This window comes from Caballeronia catudaia, assembly GCF_001544755.2.
In the GTDB taxonomy this organism is placed as follows: Bacteria; Pseudomonadota; Gammaproteobacteria; order Burkholderiales; family Burkholderiaceae; genus Caballeronia; species Caballeronia catudaia.
The window spans coordinates 156,206-175,137 of the sequence record NZ_FCOF02000009.1; the positions used below are offsets into that span (position 1 = coordinate 156,206).

17 protein-coding genes are annotated in these 18,932 nt (G+C 65.3%); 10 read left to right on the plus strand and 7 right to left on the minus strand.

The window, feature by feature from the left end; all coding sequences use genetic code 11:
• The first annotated feature begins 261 nt into the window (after positions 1–261).
• Positions 262–894: a TetR/AcrR family transcriptional regulator gene (locus AWB75_RS12770; RefSeq protein ID WP_061124442.1), complete on the plus strand. Its 633-nt coding sequence runs from the start codon at positions 262–264 to the stop codon at positions 892–894.
• 111 nt (positions 895–1,005) lie between these two features.
• Here the strand turns inward: AWB75_RS12770 and AWB75_RS12775 are convergent, their stop codons facing one another.
• Together AWB75_RS12775 and AWB75_RS12780 are read right to left on the minus strand one after the other, a co-directional pair.
• The gene (locus AWB75_RS12775) at positions 1,006–2,277 is read right to left on the minus strand and encodes a polyhydroxyalkanoate depolymerase (protein ID WP_061124443.1); all 1,272 of its coding nucleotides are present in this window, start codon (positions 2,275–2,277) and stop codon (positions 1,006–1,008) included.
• 355 nt (positions 2,278–2,632) lie between these two features.
• Positions 2,633–4,507: a glycoside hydrolase family 15 protein gene (locus AWB75_RS12780; RefSeq protein WP_061124444.1), complete on the minus strand. Its 1,875-nt coding sequence runs from the start codon at positions 4,505–4,507 to the stop codon at positions 2,633–2,635.
• Positions 4,508–4,643: 136 nt separating this feature from the next.
• Here AWB75_RS12780 and AWB75_RS37695 point away from each other — a divergent pair, with 136 nt between their 5' ends.
• Together AWB75_RS37695 and AWB75_RS12785 are read left to right on the plus strand one after the other, a co-directional pair.
• Positions 4,644–4,811: a hypothetical protein gene (locus tag AWB75_RS37695; protein WP_159462780.1), complete on the plus strand. Its 168-nt coding sequence runs from the start codon at positions 4,644–4,646 to the stop codon at positions 4,809–4,811.
• Between the two features lie 126 nt (positions 4,812–4,937).
• Positions 4,938–5,186: a hypothetical protein gene (locus AWB75_RS12785; RefSeq protein WP_061124445.1), complete on the plus strand. Its 249-nt coding sequence runs from the start codon at positions 4,938–4,940 to the stop codon at positions 5,184–5,186.
• A 107-nt stretch (positions 5,187–5,293) separates the two neighbouring features.
• Here AWB75_RS12785 and AWB75_RS12790 read toward each other — a convergent pair whose 3' ends face one another.
• Positions 5,294–5,446: a DUF3096 domain-containing protein gene (locus AWB75_RS12790; RefSeq protein ID WP_087086596.1), complete on the minus strand. Its 153-nt coding sequence runs from the start codon at positions 5,444–5,446 to the stop codon at positions 5,294–5,296.
• A gap of 211 nt (positions 5,447–5,657) precedes the next feature.
• On the opposite strand from AWB75_RS12790, the gene AWB75_RS12795 reads away from it, so the two are divergent.
• The 3 genes from AWB75_RS12795 (at position 5,658) to AWB75_RS12805 (ending at position 8,720) form a co-directional block, all read left to right on the plus strand.
• Positions 5,658–6,980, plus strand: a complete 1,323-nt coding sequence (locus AWB75_RS12795; protein WP_061124446.1) for a lactonase family protein — start codon at positions 5,658–5,660, stop codon at positions 6,978–6,980.
• A 32-nt stretch (positions 6,981–7,012) separates the two neighbouring features.
• Positions 7,013–7,579, plus strand: coding sequence for an antimicrobial peptide resistance and lipid A acylation PagP (locus AWB75_RS12800; protein WP_061124447.1), 567 nt, complete (start codon positions 7,013–7,015; stop codon positions 7,577–7,579).
• Between the two features lie 88 nt (positions 7,580–7,667).
• Positions 7,668–8,720 carry a transporter gene (locus AWB75_RS12805; RefSeq protein WP_235012081.1) on the plus strand — a complete coding sequence of 351 codons (1,053 nt, stop codon included), beginning with the start codon at positions 7,668–7,670 and terminating at the stop codon, positions 8,718–8,720.
• A 19-nt stretch (positions 8,721–8,739) separates the two neighbouring features.
• Here the strand turns inward: AWB75_RS12805 and AWB75_RS12810 are convergent, their stop codons facing one another.
• A complete protein-coding gene (locus AWB75_RS12810; RefSeq protein ID WP_061124449.1) occupies positions 8,740–12,177 on the minus strand; it encodes an FtsK/SpoIIIE family DNA translocase in 3,438 nt (1,145 codons plus the stop codon).
• A 190-nt stretch (positions 12,178–12,367) separates the two neighbouring features.
• Entirely contained in the window at positions 12,368–12,967 is a 600-nt protein-coding gene (locus AWB75_RS12815) for an META domain-containing protein (RefSeq protein ID WP_061124450.1), read from the minus strand.
• A gap of 284 nt (positions 12,968–13,251) precedes the next feature.
• On the opposite strand from AWB75_RS12815, the gene purT reads away from it, so the two are divergent.
• From purT to AWB75_RS12840, 4 genes are all read left to right on the plus strand, one after another.
• The gene (purT, locus tag AWB75_RS12820; RefSeq protein ID WP_061124451.1) at positions 13,252–14,484 is read left to right on the plus strand and encodes a formate-dependent phosphoribosylglycinamide formyltransferase; all 1,233 of its coding nucleotides are present in this window, start codon (positions 13,252–13,254) and stop codon (positions 14,482–14,484) included.
• 29 nt (positions 14,485–14,513) lie between these two features.
• Positions 14,514–14,684 carry a DUF6726 family protein gene (locus tag AWB75_RS38105; protein ID WP_200822971.1) on the plus strand — a complete coding sequence of 57 codons (171 nt, stop codon included), beginning with the start codon at positions 14,514–14,516 and terminating at the stop codon, positions 14,682–14,684.
• A 51-nt stretch (positions 14,685–14,735) separates the two neighbouring features.
• A complete protein-coding gene (locus AWB75_RS12830) occupies positions 14,736–15,092 on the plus strand; it encodes an MliC family protein (RefSeq protein ID WP_061124527.1) in 357 nt (118 codons plus the stop codon).
• A gap of 496 nt (positions 15,093–15,588) precedes the next feature.
• A complete protein-coding gene (locus AWB75_RS12840) occupies positions 15,589–17,067 on the plus strand; it encodes a DEAD/DEAH box helicase (protein WP_061124454.1) in 1,479 nt (492 codons plus the stop codon).
• A gap of 51 nt (positions 17,068–17,118) precedes the next feature.
• On the opposite strand, the gene gluQRS is transcribed toward AWB75_RS12840, so the two are convergent.
• Together gluQRS and AWB75_RS12850 are read right to left on the minus strand one after the other, a co-directional pair.
• A complete protein-coding gene (gene gluQRS, locus AWB75_RS12845) occupies positions 17,119–18,006 on the minus strand; it encodes a tRNA glutamyl-Q(34) synthetase GluQRS (RefSeq protein WP_061124455.1) in 888 nt (295 codons plus the stop codon).
• Entirely contained in the window at positions 18,003–18,866 is an 864-nt protein-coding gene (locus AWB75_RS12850) for a sulfurtransferase (RefSeq protein ID WP_061124456.1), read from the minus strand. The genes gluQRS and AWB75_RS12850 overlap by 4 nt, the downstream gene beginning before the upstream one ends.
• Positions 18,867–18,932 lie beyond the last annotated feature (66 nt).

Sequence of the window (18,932 nt, forward strand, 5' to 3'; positions counted from 1 at the left end):
CGGTTCGGCACTCGTCCCGCTTTCCGGGCGCGCGCTCGACTTTAACCGACATTATCGCCGAAGTCGTCAACGGTCGTGCCGAAAGGCTTTGAATCCCAATTGCCAATGTTCGTTCAATGTGCGCATAATTGAAGTGCTTTTCCGTTCGACCGCAGGACGGTGTTTCCCAATTAACCAATGGGCAGCGCCCGTTCACGTCATGTACCCCAATGCGGGCCGCGTGACGCTAACCCGGCAACGCGGCTCCCGAGTCATGCCATCATGAATCAGCCGAAAATCAAAAGAGACCCGGAAGGCACCCGTCGCCGTATTTTGCTTGCCGCCGCAGAGGAATTCGCTGCCGGCGGCCTGTTCGGCGCCCGCGTCGACCAGATTGCGCGCCGGGCGGAGACCAATGAACGCATGCTCTATTACTACTTCGGTAGCAAGGAGCAGTTATTCACCGCCGTGCTCGAACATGCGCTTGCCGCGCTCGTCGACGCCGAGCGCACGCTCGAACTCGACGGCATTGCGCCCATCGAGGCGATGACACGCCTTGCGCATTTCGTCTGGGATTATTATCGGGACCATCCCGAACTGCTGCGCCTCATCAATAACGAGAATCTCCACGAGGCGCGCTATATCAAAGGATCGAATCGAATACGCGAACTCATTTCGCCCATCGTCGCGACGCTCACGACCATTCTCGATCGTGGGCAGAAGGCAGGATTGTTTCGCACCGACGTCGACCCGCTCAAGTTCTACATCATCCTGTCGGGACTCGGTTATTACATCGTCTCGAACCGCTTCACGCTGGAAGCCACTTTCGGGCTCGACTTCAGCGAGCAGGCGCAGCGTGACCAGATCGTGCGGATGAATACCGAACTGCTGATGGCTTATCTGACGCGCCGCTGATTCACGGCCGCCCCACACGCGCCGTCTGAAGAAAAAACGTCGCGCCTTTTGCAAGGCGCGACGTTTTCGTTTGATGCGATGGAATCGGTTTCGACGCTTTCGTGCTCGTTCTTACGCCGGCACCGCTTCGGTTTTCGGCGTCTTGTCGTGCTCGAGGATGAACTCGCGCAATTGCGGATAGACCATCGTGCGCCAGCGGCGTCCGGAGAAGATGCCGTAGTGGCCGGCCTTTTCCGCCGTGAAATGCCGCTTGTGCTTCGCCGGAAGGCCGGTGCAGAGATCGTGAGCGGCGCGTGTCTGGCCGCTGCCGGAGATGTCGTCGAGCTCGCCTTCGATCGTAAACAGCGCGGTGTGCTTGATGTCCTGCGGGCGCACGAGCTCGCCTTCGATCTCCCACGTGCCTTCCGCGAGCCGGAACTCCTGGAACACGATGCGGATGGTTTCGAGGTAATACTCGGCGGCCATATCGAGCACGGCGTTGTATTCGTCGTAGAAACGGCGATGTTGCTCGGCGTCGTCATCGTCGCCGCGCAGCAGATTTTGATAGAAGTCCCAATGGGCCGTGAGATGGCGCTCCGGATTCATCGCGACGAAGCCCGCGTGCTGCAGGAAGCCCGGATAAACCTTGCGACCGACGCCCGGATAGTTCGACGGCACCGTGTAGATGACATTGTTCTCGAACCACTCGTACGAGTGCTCGTTCGCGAGCGAGTTGACGGACGTGGGGCTGCGGCGCGCGTCGATCGGGCCGCCCATCATCGTCATCGTGCGGGGAGTGTCTTCGCCACGGCTCGCCATCAGCGAAATGGCGGCGAGCACCGGCACGGTCGGCTGACACACCGAGATCACGTGCAGATCCTTCGCGCCGATGTGGCGGATGAATTCCTGGATGTACTCGACGTAGTCGTCCAGATGGAACGGACCGTTCTCGGTCGGCACCATGCGCGCGTCGATCCAGTCGGTGATGTAGACCTTGTGGTCCTGCAACAGCGTCTTCACGGTATCGCGCAGCAGCGTCGAATGATGGCCGGAGAGCGGCGCGCATACGAGCACGATCGGCTCGTTCTTCAGCTTGGTGACGGTGGCGCTGTCGTCGGCGAAGCGCTTGAAGCGCAGCAGCCGGCAGAACGGCTTCTCGACCACCGTCTGCTCGACGATCGGAATGTTATGGCCGTCTTTGACGATCTGATGAATGCTGAACTCGGGCTTCTCGTAGTCTTTACCGAGCCGGTACAGCAACTCGTACGCGGCGGCCAGGCGGCTCGAACCGGGAACGTAGGCAAGGGGACTGGCCGGGTTGACGAACGACTTTGATGCGGCCTCGGCCCATGCCGTGAGGGGAGACAACAGGGCTCGCTGGAATTCGTGAATTTGATAGAGCATGGTTGCCCCAGTAACTCCGGTGGAAACCGGTACGCCCGTTGATCCCGGCAATACTTCCGGCGAAGAGCTTCAACGGCATTCGAAGATCCCCGGCGGCGCGGCGGGCTGTCGCCGTGCTGCCGGGGCACTGTCTTTCCTGCGGTGCTGCAATGCCTTTCAGTGCTGCCACCTGCGCGTTATCGACTTCCGGGCGACGAAGCCTGAGTCGTGGCAAGATTTTCCGCGCAATAAACATTCAACTCAACCAATCGGTTGAAATTGCCGGCGCGGAAGCAACACATCGCGACATGCCAACTTTTGTGCATTGCACCAATATTACCGCGAAACCGCTAATTTCGCCAAACAAAACATATATTTAAGATCTTCCCGCATCTGCGTCGGCGGCCGTGCGGGCGTCCGCTCCTTCATGGTTTTCGGAGCCGGATGGTTGGCCGACCGCCTTCGCCATTCCTTCTTCGTGGCGCATCAAGTTCATAGCGGTGTGCACGAGCGCCACGTGGGTGAACGCCTGCGGAAAATTTCCCACCATGCGCTTCGCCACCGTGTCGTACTCCTCGGCCAGCAATCCGACATCGTTCGCGAGACCGACGAGGCGCTCGAACATCTGGTGCGCTTCGTCGATCCGGCCCTGCAGCGCCAGGTTATCGACCAGCCAAAAGCTACAAGCCAGAAACGTGCCTTCCCCCGGCGGCAACCCATCCGCGACTTCGGCGGTGTGATAGCGCTTCACCAGGCCATCGTGCGTCAAAGTGGTCTCGATCGCATGTACGGTTCCGGTCACTCGCGGATCTTTTGGGGGCAAAAATCCGAGCAGCGGGATGAGCAGGAGGCTCGCGTCGAGCGCGTCGCTGCCGTAGGCCTGCGTGAACGAGTTCAGCTTGGGGTTCCAGCTCTTCTTCAGCACCTCTGCGCGGATGCGCGCGCGCATTTCACGCCAATGGTCGATCGGGCCGGGCAGCTCGAACGTCTCCGCCGACTTGATCGCGCGGTCGTACGCGACCCACGCCATGACTTTCGAGAACGTGAAGTGCTGGCGTCCGCCACGCACTTCCCAGATGCCTTCGTCGGGTTGTTCCCAGATCGTGTCGAGGTGCTGAAGCATCGCGCATTGGATCGACCACGCGGTTTCATCGGTCTGCAGGCCGCCGACGCGCGCGAGGTGCAGCGCGTTCATCACTTCGCCGTAGACGTCGAGCTGCAACTGGTCGACCGCGGCATTGCCGATGCGCACCGGCGACGCGCCTTCGTAGCCCGGCAGCCACGGAATCTCCCACTCGGGCAGGCGGCGCTCGCCCGCGATGCCGTACATGATCTGGACCTGCGACGGCGAACCGGCCATCGCGCGGCCGAGCCACGCACGCCACGCGCGGGCTTCGTCGTAGTAGCCGCCGCGCATCATCGCGAGCAGGGTGATGGTCGCATCGCGCAGCCAGCAGTATCGATAATCCCAATTGCGCGTGCCGCCGAGCTGCTCCGGCAGCGACGTGGTCGGCGCCGCGACGATGCCGCCCGTGGGCTCGTACGCGAGCGCCTTCAGCGTAATCAGCGAGCGGCGGATCGCGCTCGCCCAGTGGCCCTTGAGTTCGCTCTGGCCGGACCACTCGCGCCAGTGGTTCTCGGTGCGCGCGAGCTGCGTGTTCGGATCGGACGCGTGCGGCACGCGCAGATGCGATTGCGAGTAGCACAGCGAGAAGGGCACGCGCTCGCCCGCGCTCACGTCGAAGCAGGCGGTGGTATGCATGTTCTCGCCGACGAGCTCGACGGGCGTGCGCAACACCGCGAGATCCGGTCCGGCGATCGCGCGGATGCCGCTGTCGTCGGCCAGGCGGCTGACCCAGGGCGTCACCGAACCGTAATCGAAGCGCAGCACGAGTTCCATCTTCATCCGCACCGTGCCGCGCCGCCCGATCACGATACGCACGAGCTCCGAATGACCGTTGCGCAGCGGCATGAAGTCGACGATCGTCACCGCGCCTTGCGGCGTTTCGAAATCCGTTTCGAGGACGAGCGTGTCCTCGCGGTAGCGGCGTTTGATGACGGGCGTCTCGCCGTCGGGCATCTCGGGCGCGATGAGCCATCGTCCGTGCTCCGGCGTGCCGAGCAGCGCGGCGAAACAGGCGCCGGAGTCGAAGCGCGGCCAACAAAGCCAGTCGACGGAACCATCGCGGGAAATCAGGGCTGCGGTGTGGCCGTCGCCGACCATCGCATAGTCTTCAATCGGTGCTGGCATGAGCGAACATCTTCCTGCTGGCGGCGCGGGCCGGACCGAAGCGCGCGTCGCGGGTTGAGCAAACGATCCGGGACGCAGGCTGCGGCGTCCCCCGGGCGAAGCGCCGCGTCCGCGATGAGCAAGCTGGACGCCACGCATGCTTTCTGGCCGCATTCTGCCGCAATCGTTTGATATGAGCAGAAAAGCGGGCCGGGCCGATCCCGCCGCGCAACGCGACGTGCGGCAGCGTGGCGCGCGTCATTGGCGGAAAAACGCGAACGAAGCGCCGATCGAGCCGTTGAAAAAATATTCGACTGATGTTTAGAATGAAGTTTCGCGGAACCCTCTTCCGCATTCGCGCGTCTTTCGTGCATGACCCCCGGTCGTTAGCCAATCGCGCAGCGCGTCGTCCGACCGGTCCCTAACGTAGCGTTTTCGAGGAACAGAACCCATGCTCTATCCGTCGAAAGCTGACTGCATCGCCATTCTTTCCGCCGCGAGCCGCGTCTCGGACACCGAAACGCTCCTCCCGCTCGACCACACGGACCTCGGCCTGTCGCGCAACGCGATGGTTACCGCCGCGGCCTTTCTCACCGAGCGCGACTGTTTCAGCCGCTATAGCTTCGGCGTCGCCGGCGTCTCGGTCGGCGCGTTGTCGTTGCAGGGACGCCTGCGTCTCGATCAGCTGGCGAACGGCTGAAGCGCCCGGTACACATTCCGGCGCGGCCAGCCCGCCTGTACTTCTTTCGTGACACTTTGCGCACGTGCGCGGTTCAGTCCGTGCGCGTGCGCTTTCGCGCGCCTGTGTCAGAAATGGGCCGATCCCATGCCGAACAAGCCGATCAGCCCGATCACGATCAGATAGATCGCGACGATGAAGTTGAGCAGCCGCGGCATGACGAGGATCAGGACGCCGGCGATCAGCGAGACCAGCGGGGCAAGGCTTAGGTGGATAGTCATCGCGGCAACTCCTGTTGTTGATTCGAATCGTGTCGGTTGACCTTTGGTGCGTGGTGTATCTTGGCTGCGAGCCCGATCCTTGCCTTGCGATGGCGTTCCGCGTCTTTGGAGCGGAACTTGCTGCCGCACGTCGCGGGTTTCGCGATACCGGCGCACGCGTCGCTTCGCTTTGCTCCGATAACAAGCGGCAAAGAAACGATGAGGAGGTTTCATGCACCCGAGCCATCCATCCGGCGCGAATACGCTCGTGTCATGCTTGCAAGACGCGCGCCCGCTGCGCGCGAGTCCGGCCGCGTGGGCGAAAGGCCTTGCGCTGATGCTGTCGCTGACGGCGGCGCAGGTCCTTGCGCAATCGGTCCCGGCGTCCGCCACGTCCGCCTCAGCCGCCGTAAGTGCGTCGGGCGCGTCGGGCGCGTCGGGCGCGGAAATCTACGATCTGCTCGTCGGCACCTACACGGGCGGCGGCAAGAGCGAAGGCATCTATGTCTATCGCTTCGATACGGGCAATGGCGAACTGACCCGGATCGCGTCGGCGCAGACGGTGAACCCGTCGTATCTCGTCGTGAGCCGCGACCGGAATTACGTGTACGCGGTGAACGAATTGCCCGGCGACAACGGCCCCGCGACCCAGCGTGGCGGCGTGAGCGCGTTTCGCTTCGATCGCGCGACCGGCCAGTTGAGCTTTCTCAACCGCGTTTCGTCGGATGGCAACGATCCGTGCTATCTGGCGATCTCGCCCGATGGCAAATATCTGCTCACCGCCAACTACTCGGTTGCGTCCAATCCGGGCGGCAGCTTCGCCGTCTTTCCGCTCGTGGCGAATGGCCAAGTGGGCACGTCGGTGCTGACGGTGCATCACGAGGGCGGCGGCCCGGTGAAGGGGCGGCAGGACAATTCGCACGTCCACTCGACCGTGTTCTCGCCCGACGGAAAGTATCTTTTCGCGCAGGATCTCGGCGTGGACAAGGTGTTCGCCTATCGCTACACGCCCGCCCCGTCGCAGTCGAGCCGCGGGCTCCTGGGTCCGACCAAAGCACGCTACACGCCGATCGCGCCGGGCTCCGGCCCACGCCATCTGATCTTCGACGAAAGCGGCAAGCACGCGTACCTGACGACCGAACTGAACGCGTCGGTCCTGGTGTTCGATTACCGCGACGGCACGCTCACGCAAGTGCAGACCGCATCGATGATCGCGCCGGGTTTCCGAGGCAAGATCGGCGGCGGCGCGATTCATCTTTCGCCGGACGGGCGCTTTCTCTACGCGACCAACCGCGGCGACGCGAACGAGCTCGTCGCGTTCTCGGTCGATCCGAAGAACGGCCATCTGAAGCTCCTCAGGCGCTATCCGACGCTCGGCAAGACGCCGCGCGAATTCGCGATCGACCCGACCGGGCGCTGGCTCGTCGTCGGCAATCAGGAAAGCGATAGCGCGTATTTCTTCCGCCGCGATCCGCAGACGGGCGAACTCGCGTCGGACCCGAAGAAGCTTTCGATCGGCTCGCCGGTCGATTTCAAGTTCGTGTCGCCTTCGTGAGGAGCTAGCGAGCGACACGCGGTCCGACGACGATGAAACGAACTTGGGTCAAGGCGGTCACGGTTTCGTTGCTGTGCGCGCCGCTCGCAACCCGCGCGGGCGGCACGGAATGCGACTACAAGCGGGACTGGATGTCGTCGGCGTGCGAACGCGTGATGCGCGTCGCGCACGACGGCGCCTGGGATCTGTATGTGACCGGCTACGGCTGGCATATCGACGGCTTCGACGATCGTCGCAGCGAGCTCAACCCGTGGTCCTACGGCGGCGGCGCGGGCAAGCACTGGGTCGATGCGAACGGCAACGAGGACATCCTGTTCGCGATCGCCTTCTCGGATTCGCATCACAACTTCGAGCCGATCGGCGGCTACGCGCGGCAGTGGTACACGAAGCCGGTGCTCGGCGGATTGCAGGCGGGCGGCGGATTTTTCGTCGGCGTCACGGCCCGCAGCGACGTGGCGCATTACGTGCCTTTTCCCATCGCGCTGCCGATCGGCTCCGTGCGCTACCGCCGCGCATCGATCATGGCGACGTTCATCCCGCGCATTCCCGGCCTGAACGACGGCGATGTCGCGTTTTTCTGGGGACGCTACGAGTTCTAGTACGATGCGGTTCGCCCTCGGCCATTCGGCCGCGCGCGACTGAAAGGTGTACTGAGGAAATCGAAAGGCAATGGCAGGGAATCAGATATTGAACACGACTCACACATTCAACGCCAGTGAACGCCCGCCCAAACGCAACGAGCCCGCGCCGCCGGGATTCATCAGCGCGTTCAGCTTCGCGGGCGGTGAGGCGTTGCGCCTCACGTGGGACGAAGCGCGCGATTCCGTCGTGGGCGACGGCCCGACGTGGCTGCATCTGTCCGCGAACGACGACACCGTCGAAGGCTGGCTCGAAGGCGTCACGTCGATGCCCGATGTCGCGCGCGAGTTCCTGAACGGCGAGGACAAACGCCCGCGCGTGCACATCGGGTCGAACTTCATGTATGGCGTCGTCGCGGATCTCGAACTCGTCGCGAAGACGCCGGACGCCGCCGCGCCCGGTGCACGCGAGGCGAACCGCGCGACCGGCGCGCTGCGCTTTTACGTCGACAAACACCGGATGATCACGGTGCGCGCGAAGCCGCTGGAATCGACCGACCGGCTGCGTCACGCCGTGCTCGAAGGCGCGATGTTCCGCGATACCGTCGATCTCTTCGCGGGTCTGATTCGCGCGTTGAACGAAACCTTCGCGGACCGCATCGACGAAATTGGCGATTGTCTGGACGATGTCGAGGAGAACGTGCTCGAAGGCAGCCACTCGAAGTGCCGCGCGATGCTCGGCGACGCGAGACGGCGCATCGTGGAGGTGAAGCGCTTCATCGACCCCGAGCGCAACGCGCTGACGCAACTCGTTTTGCGCAAGCTCGAATGGGCCGAGCCGCGTTCGATGGAAGCGCTCGTCCAGGCGATTCAGGTGCTGAACGGCCTGGGCGCCGGTCTGGAAGGGCTCTACGAACGCGCGAAGCTCTTGCAGGATGAGATTGCCGCGGCGCTTTCGGAAGACATCAACCGCAAGCTGCTGTGGCTCGCGATCATGTCCGCGTTGCTGCTGCCCGCGACGCTCGTGACGGGCATTTTCGGCATGAACGTGGCGGGACTGCCGGGCACGAAAGACCCGGTATCGTTCTGGATCGTGATCGGCGTGATGGCGGCCTGCGCCGCCATCACGATCTTTCTGCTGCGCCGCTTGCGGCTCTGGTAAGGATCAGTCGAACCGTCGATCAATCGGCCGGGCCGGGCGGCGCGAGCACTTCGCGGTTGCCGTTGCTGCCCATCGGCGAGACCAGGCCCGCTGCTTCCATCTGCTCGACGAGCCGCGCCGCGCGGTTATAGCCGATGCGCAATTGCCGCTGCACCGACGAGATCGACGCGCGCCGCGTGCGGATGACGAACGCCACGGCTTCGTCGTAGAGCGGATCGGCTTCGGCGTCGGGCGTGTCGCCGAAGAGGTCGGGCGTGCCGCCTTCGGACGTCGGGCCGGACAGAATGCCTTCCTCGTACTCCGGCTCGCCGAACTGCTTCAGATGCTCGACCACGCGATGCACTTCGTCGTCCGCGACGAACGCGCCGTGCACGCGCTGCGGATAGCCCGTGCCGGGCGGCAGGAACAGCATGTCGCCCGCGCCGAGCAGCGATTCCGCGCCCATCTGATCGAGAATCGTGCGCGAATCGATCTTCGACGACACCTGGAACGCCACCCGCGTCGGAATATTCGCCTTGATGAGGCCGGTGATCACGTCGACCGAGGGCCGCTGCGTCGCGAGAATCAGGTGGATGCCGGCCGCGCGCGCCTTTTGCGCGAGACGCGCGATCAACTGCTCGATCTGCTTGCCGGCGACCATCATGAGATCGGCGAGCTCGTCGATGACGACGACGATCAGCGGCAGCGTCGACAGCGGCTCGGGCGCGTCGGGCGTGAGCGAGAACGGGTTCGTGAGCTTCTTGCCCGCGGCCTCGGTGTTGCGGATCTTCTGGTTGAAGCCCTGCAGATTGCGCACGCCGACCGCCGACATCAGCCGATAGCGTTTCTCCATTTCGCCGACGCACCAGTTGAGCGCGTTCGACGCGAGCTTCATGTCGGTGACGACCGGCGCGAGCAGATGCGGAATGCCTTCGTAGACGGACAGTTCCAGCATCTTCGGATCGATCATGATGAGGCGCACGTCCTCGGGCTTCGCCTTGTAGAGCAGCGAGAGGATCATCGCGTTGATCGCCACCGACTTGCCCGAGCCCGTCGTGCCCGCGACGAGCATGTGCGGCGCTTTCGCGAGATCCGTCACGACCGGATTGCCGATGATGTCCTTGCCCATCGCGATCGTCAGATTCGACTTCGAGTGGCGATAGACGTCGTCCTCGAGAATCTCCGAGAGGCGGATCATCTGCCGCCTGGCGTTCGGCAGTTCGAGGCCCATGCAGGTCTTGCCGGGAATCGTCTCGACGACGCGGATGGACGTGAGGCCGAGCCCGCGCGACAGATCCTTCATCAGCCCGACGATCTGGCTGCCGCGCACGCCGAGCGCCGGCTCGACCTCGAAGCGGGTGATGACCGGGCCGGCCGATGCGCCGACCACGGTCACCGGCACCTTGAATTCCTGAAGACGCTGTTCGATCAACTGACCGGTTTCGGCGAGGCGCTCCTCGGAGACCGGCTCGATTTCACCCGAGGCGGGCTCGAGAAGATCGAGCGTCGGCAGTTCCACCGCCGATGCGTGCGGCGCGTGGAATTCGAATTCGGCCGGCGCAAAGCCGCGCACGGGCGGGGAGGGCGGCGGCGCGCTCGGCTGATCCGCGGCGGGTGCCGCGGACGCCGCGAAGGGCGGCGGAACCGGCGGCGCGGCCGCGATGGCGGTCGTGATCGGAAAGCGCACGATGTTCGACGGCGGCGCGAACTCGTCGCCGGCTGCCTGGCGTTCGGCGACACGCTGCTCGTATTCCTCTTCTTCTTGCGCGTCGGATTCGATGTTCTGCTCGTCGACGATGCGCAAGAGCGACGGGGCAGGGGGCTCGCTCTCGTCTTTGCCGAAATCGACGGCGTCCAGCCACGGCGGCGTCTGCACGATTTCGCGCAAGTCCGGCTCTGGCTCCAGCGCGTGTGCCGGGAGAGTTGGCGCTTCATCCGCGCTGACTTCGCTCTTCGGCGGTTCGATCGAAGCGGCGGCGGCTTCGGCGACCGGCGGCTCCATCAGACGGACGTCGAAGAGCGGCGGCGGCTCGACGAGCGCAGGCGCGATCGCCAGAGCGTCGATCAGCGGTGTGCCGATGTCTTCCTCGATCTCGTGAACCGGTGCGGGCGGCGTCATCGAAGGCTCCGCGCGCGGTTCGCCGGCTGCCGCCAATACCGGCGCCTCGGCGTTCGGTGGCATGTCCGACTGGGAAGCCCGCGCCATCGCCACATGTCCGCGAGCGAGGCTCGCGCCGGCGAGCGACGTCCACAGCGCGGCCTTTTCCTCGATCGAACGCAGCGTCGCCTGAATCGCGTCGGGGGCGGGCGGCGGCGAGGGCGGCCCGAGCGGCACGGCCGGGCGCGAGAATGCGGGCGCGTCGAGCGGCGCCGACGCGAACTCGCGCGTCGCCGCACTCACGACCGGGCGCACCGGGCTGCGTCTTAACCCCTGCGGCGATTGCGGCGCCGAGGGTTTGCGCGCGGCATGCGTGCCCGGCACGACGGACGTGGACACGCTCGCCATGCCCGACGTCCGTTGCGCGGGCATCGAAATCGGCGGACTGCGCGGACGATCCGGGCGAGGCGCGGACGTCGGCGGCGTCTGGACGCGCAGCTCGTCGGCGGCGACGGAAGCGCGCAAGCCTGATCCCGACGGTTCGAACGCGGATGCCTGACGCGGCGCAGACGCCGTGCGGACCTCGCGATTCGCTGAAGGCGGCGACGCGTTCAGCCAGCCCGAAGGCGCGACCGGCTCCGTGTGCGTCGAAGGCGGTGAGACGCCTGCCGCCTCGAAAGCGGGGCGTTTCGCATACGCTTCAGCGGTGGCCACGGCGCTCGCACCGGCCGCCGCCGCGCGGGTGGCGGCGCTTTTGCCCACTGCGGGCGGCCGCCAGACGGTCGGCCGCTGATAACGGCTGCTGCGATTGCCCGTCGGAAGACCGAGCGTGGGTTCGTCGGGCGGAATGCGCGACGACGGCGCATCGAAACGCTCGGCGCGATGGCTGCGTTCCTGACTATCGCGCGAGGCTTTCGCGTGGGCGCGGCGCTCGAACCAGCTCGCGGCTTTGCCGCGGCTGGACGAAGTCTGCCGAGGCTCGGGTTCGCGCTCGCGCGGCGTGAGCCAGCTTTGCGGGAGGCCGAAGCCGAATGCTTCGTCGGCCCAGGCCAGCACGGAGCGCCAGCTGAATTCGACGAGCCAGGGCAGGAAGATCGCCAGCACGAGCGCCGCGATCGCGCCTGCGCCGCCCGGATGCGCAATGCCGCTCAGCGCCGAGGCGAGCGCGCGCCCGCAGCGGTTGATATTCGCCTGCGTTTCGAACGAGCCCGCAAGCGTGCCTTCGAGCGTGCTGCTCGCGAGCAGCACGGCGGCGAAGCCGAGCCAGAGACGGATCGTGCCGGGGCCGCGCACGCCGCCCGGCAGCGCGAGCCTGACGATGCGCCAGAGAAGCGGGAGAAACCAGACGACCGATGCACCGAACCAGCCGAGGACTACCATGTGCATGCCTGAGATTGAATCAATGTTGGGTCAAACGAATTGAGACTGACGAATGAGACTGCTGCCCGGCCGTGCCATGTCGCCTGCCGGCCGGGCTGTTCGATCGAGCAGTTTAACGGTTGCCGCGCACGCGCGACGCGCTCGCCGCAAGTACGCAACACCTGTTTCGACGATGCGTGCAGCGCGCTTCTTACTTTGCGACGCGCCGTGCGAAGGTGAGCACCTGACCGTCATCGAGCGTGAGTTGCAGCGCCTGCGGAGCGTTCATCTGCACGCCGCTTTTGGCGATATGCGCAAGTGCGTCGAGATACGGCCGTTCCAGCGCGGCGCCCGTGCCGGACCCGCACGCCATGCGGGTAACGGCGAGCGGGCCGAAGGCGAGCTTGCCGTCCTTGAGCGAGTACGTGCCGCTGAAGCGGTTGCAGCCCGAGAAGCCGCTCGCCTGGCGATAGCCGGTCGCGGTCGAGAAATCGAGCGTGAGCGGCTGCGCGCCGTCCTGGATCGCGGGCGGCACGGCGCGCGGCTGGCCGTTCGCGTCGGTCCAACTCGTGAGCGCCCATTGCGTGTCGTCGAGCAATTGCGTGGCGGCGGGATTATAGGGATCGGTGGGCGGCGCGGCTACATCGGGATGCTTCGGCATCGCGCAGCCGGCAGCGAGGCTCGCGGCGACGATGAGCGCGCACGTGCGGGAAACCAGCGAGAGCGCTTCTTTCCGACGCGACAGCAAACCTGACGATGAGCGCGGCCGGCGAGAAGGCAAAGCGGGCGCGCGAAGGAAGGGCGTGGGCATCGATGATCCTGAAGCTGGCTAAACCGTAAGCGTATCGCACGCGTCCTACGATTTGTCCAGCTTCCGGATGCAACAAAATGATTGACAGCGCCTTCGCGATGCCGATGTGACTGACGATCGCACGGGAATTCCGCCGCGCATTCGCGTGTCAATACCGTCTGTGATGACGCTGTCAATAGGCCGGACGGCAAAGTGTCGGCGCGGGCGCTGCGTGTTAGCATCGCGCCCAATTCGCTGGCTTTCCGCTTTACTGCCTCGCCACCCGATTCATTCCTGGAGCACTCATGCAAACCGGTCCACTCCGCGCTGGCGCCACGCGCATCGGCACGCCGCTGTCCCCCAATGCCACGCGCGTGATGCTGCTCGGCGCGGGCGAACTCGGCAAGGAAGTGATCATCGCGTTGCAGCGGCTCGGCGTCGAAGTCATCGCGGTGGATCGCTATGCGAATGCGCCCGGGCATCAGGTCGCGCATCGCGCGCACGTGATCGACATGACCGACGCCGCCGCGCTGCGCGCCCTCGTCGAAAAGGAACAGCCGCATCTGATCGTGCCGGAGATCGAGGCCATCGCCACCGACGCGCTCGCCGCCATCGAATCAGCCGGGCTCGCGACCGTCATCCCGACCGCGCGCGCCACGCAGCTCACGATGAACCGCGAAGGCATACGGCGTCTCGCCGCCGAGGAGCTCGGCCTGCCGACTTCGCCGTATGCGTTCGCGCAGTCGCTCGACGAGATGAAGGCCGCGATCGCCACGATCGGTTTTCCGTGTGTCGTGAAGCCGGTGATGTCGTCGTCGGGCAAGGGGCAGTCGGTGCTGAAGAGCGACACGGATATCGAACCCGCGTGGAACTATGCGATGGCGGGCGGCCGCGTGAATCACGGGCGGGTGATCGTCGAGGGTTTCATCGACTTCGACTATGAAATCACGCAGCTCACCGTGCGCGCGGCTGATGCGGCGAGCGGCGAGACGCAGACGTATTTCTGCGAGCCGATCGGCCATGTGCAGGTGGCGGGCGATTACGTCGAGTCCTGGCAGCCGCAGGCGATGAGCCCGGCCGCGCTCGCAAAAGCGCGCGACGTCGCCGCGAAGGTGACGACCGCGCTGGGCGGCCGCGGGCTTTTCGGCGTCGAGCTTTTCGTGCGCGGCGACGACGTGTGGTTCTCGGAAGTGAGTCCGCGTCCGCACGACACCGGTCTCGTCACGCTCGCGACGCAGCGCTTCTCCGAGTTCGAGCTGCATGCGCGCGCGATCCTCGGATTGCCTGTCGACACCGCGCTTTCTGCGCCGGGCGCGTCCGCCGTGATCTACGGCGGGCTGGACGAAGCGGGCATTGCGTTCGAGGGCGTAGCCGAAGCGCTCGCCGTGCCGGGAGCGGACCTGCGGCTGTTCGGCAAGCCGGAGAGCTTCACGAAACGGCGCATGGGCGTCGCGCTCGCGACGGGCGCCGATACGGACGAAGCCCGCGAGCGCGCGAAACTCGCGGCATCGAAGGTCAGGCCGGTCACGGCCAGTTGAGCGGCGCGCGCGCCGGCGGGAGCGAGAACGTGAAATGGAAAGCGCTGGCCACGCTCGTCGTGGCGTCCATCGGATTGTCGGGCTGCGGCCTCGCGGCGGCGCCATGCCGGATCGCGTCGGCGGGGCTGAAGATCGTGCCGGTGGTGGGCCACGTAGCCGCCGCGCCCACCGATGCGTGCGCGGACGTGATCGATCCGTGATGGGACCGTCAAGACCGCTGCACCGGCATTCAACGAACCGCGAACCAGATGATGAAAAAGCTTTTCGCCCTTTCGCTCGCGTCGCTCGGCGCCCACACCGTGCTCGCGATGCCGCTCACCGTGCCGCAGATCCAGACCGCATCGACGCAGACTACCCGCTACGACTGCAAGGACGGCAAGAGCGTGTCCGTTCAGTACACCAGCACGCGCAACCGTCAGAGCTTCGCGGCGCTGACCGTCGACGGGCGCAAGCTGCTGTTCGTGAACGTGATCTCGGGTTCGGGCGCCCGATACGTCGCCGATCAATACACGTGGTGGACCAAAGGTCCGCAGGCCAATCTCTACGACGAAATGGCGGCGAAGGATTCGCCGCCGCTGCTGGCGGATTGCGAGGCGCGCAAGAAGTAGGGCCGGGCGCGCTGCGTGCTGCGAGCCGGTTCGGGCTTCGATGGCGCGGCCGCGTGCCGCCGGAGCGCTTCGGCGCGCGGTGCTACAATGTGCGGCTTTCCGGCGATGAATGTGTCAGCCGGACCGAATTTCCAATTTTCCGGCATCGCCGTTCATGCCGGCACGAGCGGCACACGGGCGCCAGGCGTCCACAAACCGCAAGCGAGCGATGGACGTGCCTTGAAGGCGTCATCGAAGCCGTGTTCCATCTGAGCGCGGGCTCGCGAATTGAAACGAACGGCGCTCGAACCGGGCGGGCCTGGCTCGATGAACCGACCGCCACGCCCGGCGCTGCACACGATGCGCTGATCGAGTGCTGAAAGAGCACTGACTGACGCGCCGTGTGCGCCTACGAAACCCATCCGCGTAAGCAACCGATCGCGACGATCGAACGACCCGACCGATTTTTACGCGCGCCGCATCGAGCGGCACTTTTGCGAAAGCCCATATAGTCACCATGTCTGATTCCGTCGCCACGAACACGTCTGCCGCGCCTACGTTCGACCAATTCGGTTTGGCCGCCGACATCCTGAAAGCGGTGCGCGAGTCCGGCTACACCACGCCCACGCCGATCCAGGCGCAGGCGATTCCGGTCGTCCTCGCGGGCCGCGATGTCATGGGCGCCGCGCAGACCGGCACCGGCAAGACCGCGAGCTTCTCGCTGCCGATCATCCAGCGCCTTTTGCCGAACGCGAACACGAGCGCCTCGCCGGCGCGCCATCCGGTGCGCGCGCTGATGCTCACGCCGACGCGCGAGCTGGCCGACCAGGTCGCCGCCAACGTGCAGACCTACTCGAAGCACACGCCGCTGCGCAGCACCGTCGTGTTCGGCGGCGTCGACATGAATCCGCAGTCAGAGGCGCTGCGCCGCGGTGTCGAAATCCTGATCGCGACGCCCGGGCGCCTGCTCGATCACGTCCAGCAGAAGACGGTGAATCTCGGCCAGGTGCAGATGCTCGTGCTCGACGAAGCCGACCGTATGCTCGACATGGGCTTTCTGCCCGACCTGCAACGCATCCTGAATCTGCTGCCGAAGGAGCGTCAGACGCTGCTTTTCTCCGCGACGTTCTCGCCGGAGATCAAGAAGCTCGCGTCCACGTATCTGCGCAATCCGCAGACGATCGAAGTCGCGCGCAGCAATTCGACCGCGACGAACGTGCGTCAGATCGTCTTCGAGGTCCATGAAAGCGACAAATCCGGCGCGGTCGCGCAACTCATCCGCGAGCGCGAGCTGAAGCAGGTGATCGTGTTCTGCAACAGCAAGATCGGCGCGAGCCGGCTCGCACGCGTGCTGGAGCGCGATGGCATCGTCGCGACGGCGATTCACGGCGACCGCACGCAGAACGAGCGCATGCAGGCGCTCGACGCGTTCAAGCGCGGTGAGATCGAAGCGCTCGTCGCCACCGATGTCGCCGCGCGCGGTCTCGACATCGCCGAATTGCCGGCGGTCATCAACTTCGATCTGCCGTTCAACGCGGAAGATTACGTGCACCGCATCGGCCGCACGGGGCGCGCGGGCGCGTCGGGTGACGCGCTGTCGCTGTGCAGCGCGAACGAGCGCAAGCAGCTCGCCGACATCGAGAAACTCATCAAGCGCCCGCTCGAAGTCGAACAACTCGAAGTGACGATGCGCGCGCGCCGCGATGGCCCGACGTCCGCACCGCGACGCGATGATCGCTTCGGCCGTCCGGAGCGCACCGAGCACCGCCACGGCTCGCGCGACGAAGCCGGTCCGCGCCGCCGCACGGCGGGCACGCACGATCGCCCGCGTGGCCGCCAGCAGCCTATCGACGAATTCTTCCTGAAGCCATACGAGCCGTCGCCCTCGGCGATGAAGCGTCACGAGGAGACGGTCGAGCCCGAGCGCAAGAGCGCGCCGAAGCAGCCGCTCGCGGCGTTGCTCGGTGGGTTGGGAATGCCGCGCAAGACGTCGTAAATGTCAGGAAGGCAGCCCAGGTGGCTGCCTTTTTTGCTTCTGGAGCAGAAATCAGCGCGGGAAGCGCTTCGCCCATTCGGCCGTGGCGGCGCCGTAGAACGTATCGAGAGAAGCGGCCGGCGACGATACGGCAATGCCCAGGTGCCGCGCCGCCTGCACGAGCGCATCGAGCGGCGCGTGGCGATCGAGCGGGGCCGCGCCTGTCTGCTTGCTCAGCTTTTCACCGGCGTCGTTATTGATGACGGGAACATGCAGATAAGCCGGCGTGGGCGCCTCGAGACACTGTTGCAGATAGATTTGCCGCGCCGTCGAGTCGAGCAGATCGGCGCCGCGCACGACGTGCGTGATGCCGGCGTCGGCGTCATCGACGACGACTGCAAGCTGATACGCCCACAAGCCATCCGCACGCTTCAGCGCGAAATCGCCGACTTCGGTCGCGAGATCTTGTGTCTGCACGCCTTGCCAGCGATCGTCGAAAGTCACGACGGCCGCGTCGCCGTCCGGCACGCGCAGCCGCCATGCACGCGCAGGCTTACCGTGCAACCCATCGCGGCACGTTCCCGGATACGCGAGCGTCGCGTGACGCGCATGGGCGTGTACGAGCGAATCCGCGATCTCGCGGCGCGTGCAGCCGCACGGATAAACAAAGCCCGCTGCCTGCAGCCGCACGAACGCGGCCGAGTACGCCGCGTCGCGTTCGCTCTGCCAGACCGGAGGTTCATCGGAATGCATGCCGAAGTGCGCGAGCGTCGCGAGGATTTCGTCGGCGGCGCCGGGCACGGTGCGCGGCGCGTCGACGTCTTCGATGCGCACGATCCAGCTTCCGCCGTGCGCGCGGGCATCGAGAAAACTCGCGAGCGCGCTGACGAGCGAGCCCGCGTGGAGCGGACCGGTAGGCGAGGGCGCGAATCTTCCCCGATAAGGACCGCGATCAATCATGCCGCCTGGCTGACCTTCGCCTCAGGGTGACACGCGGGACACGTCTCGCCCGGCTTGTAGTACGGCGACGCCTGATCTTCGACCGGCACCACCGCGCGGCAGCCGAAGCATTGCGCCGTCGCGGTCGGCTGCAGGTTCGGATCGAGCGCGGTGCGGTAATCGAACACGAAGCATTCTCCGCTGTAATGCGCGCCGCCCACTTCCTCGAAGTACTTCAGAATGCCGCCTTCGAGCTGATAAACATGCTCGATGCCGACTTCCTTCATGTGAATCGCGGCCTTCTCGCAGCGAATGCCGCCCGTACAGAACGACACGACCGTCTTCCCTTCGAGATCCGCGCGGTTCTGCTCGATGACTTCTGGAAACTCGCTGAACTTCGTGATGCGGTAATCGAGCGCATGATCGAACGTGCCGACGTCCACTTCGAACGCGTTGCGCGTGTCGAGCATCACGACCGGACGGCCGGCGTCGTCATGGCCGCGGTCGAGCCAGGTTTTGAGCGTGGGCGCGTCGACGAAAGGCGCGCGGCCGAGTTCCGGCTTGATCGCGGGCTTTTTCATCGTGATGATTTCGCGCTTGAGTTTCACCAGCATCCGGCGGAACGGCTGCTTCGCGGAGAGGCTTTCCTTGAATTGCAGATCGGCGAAACGGCCGCCGAAGAGCGCGTCCGTGCGGATGTAGTCGATGAATTCGCGGACTTCGGCAATCGGCCCGGCGATGAAAAGATTGATGCCCTCGGGCGCCAGCAGAATCGTGCCCTTGAGACCGAGCGCATTGCAGCGTTCGGTGACGAGCGGCCGCCACGCGGGACCGTCCTCGATGGTGACGAATTTGTAGGCGGAGAGGTTCAGAATGCTCATGATCGGTTGACGCGTGATGCGGCTTGTGACGGTAAAAGTTGCGGACGAAAGCGCCGCGCAAAACAC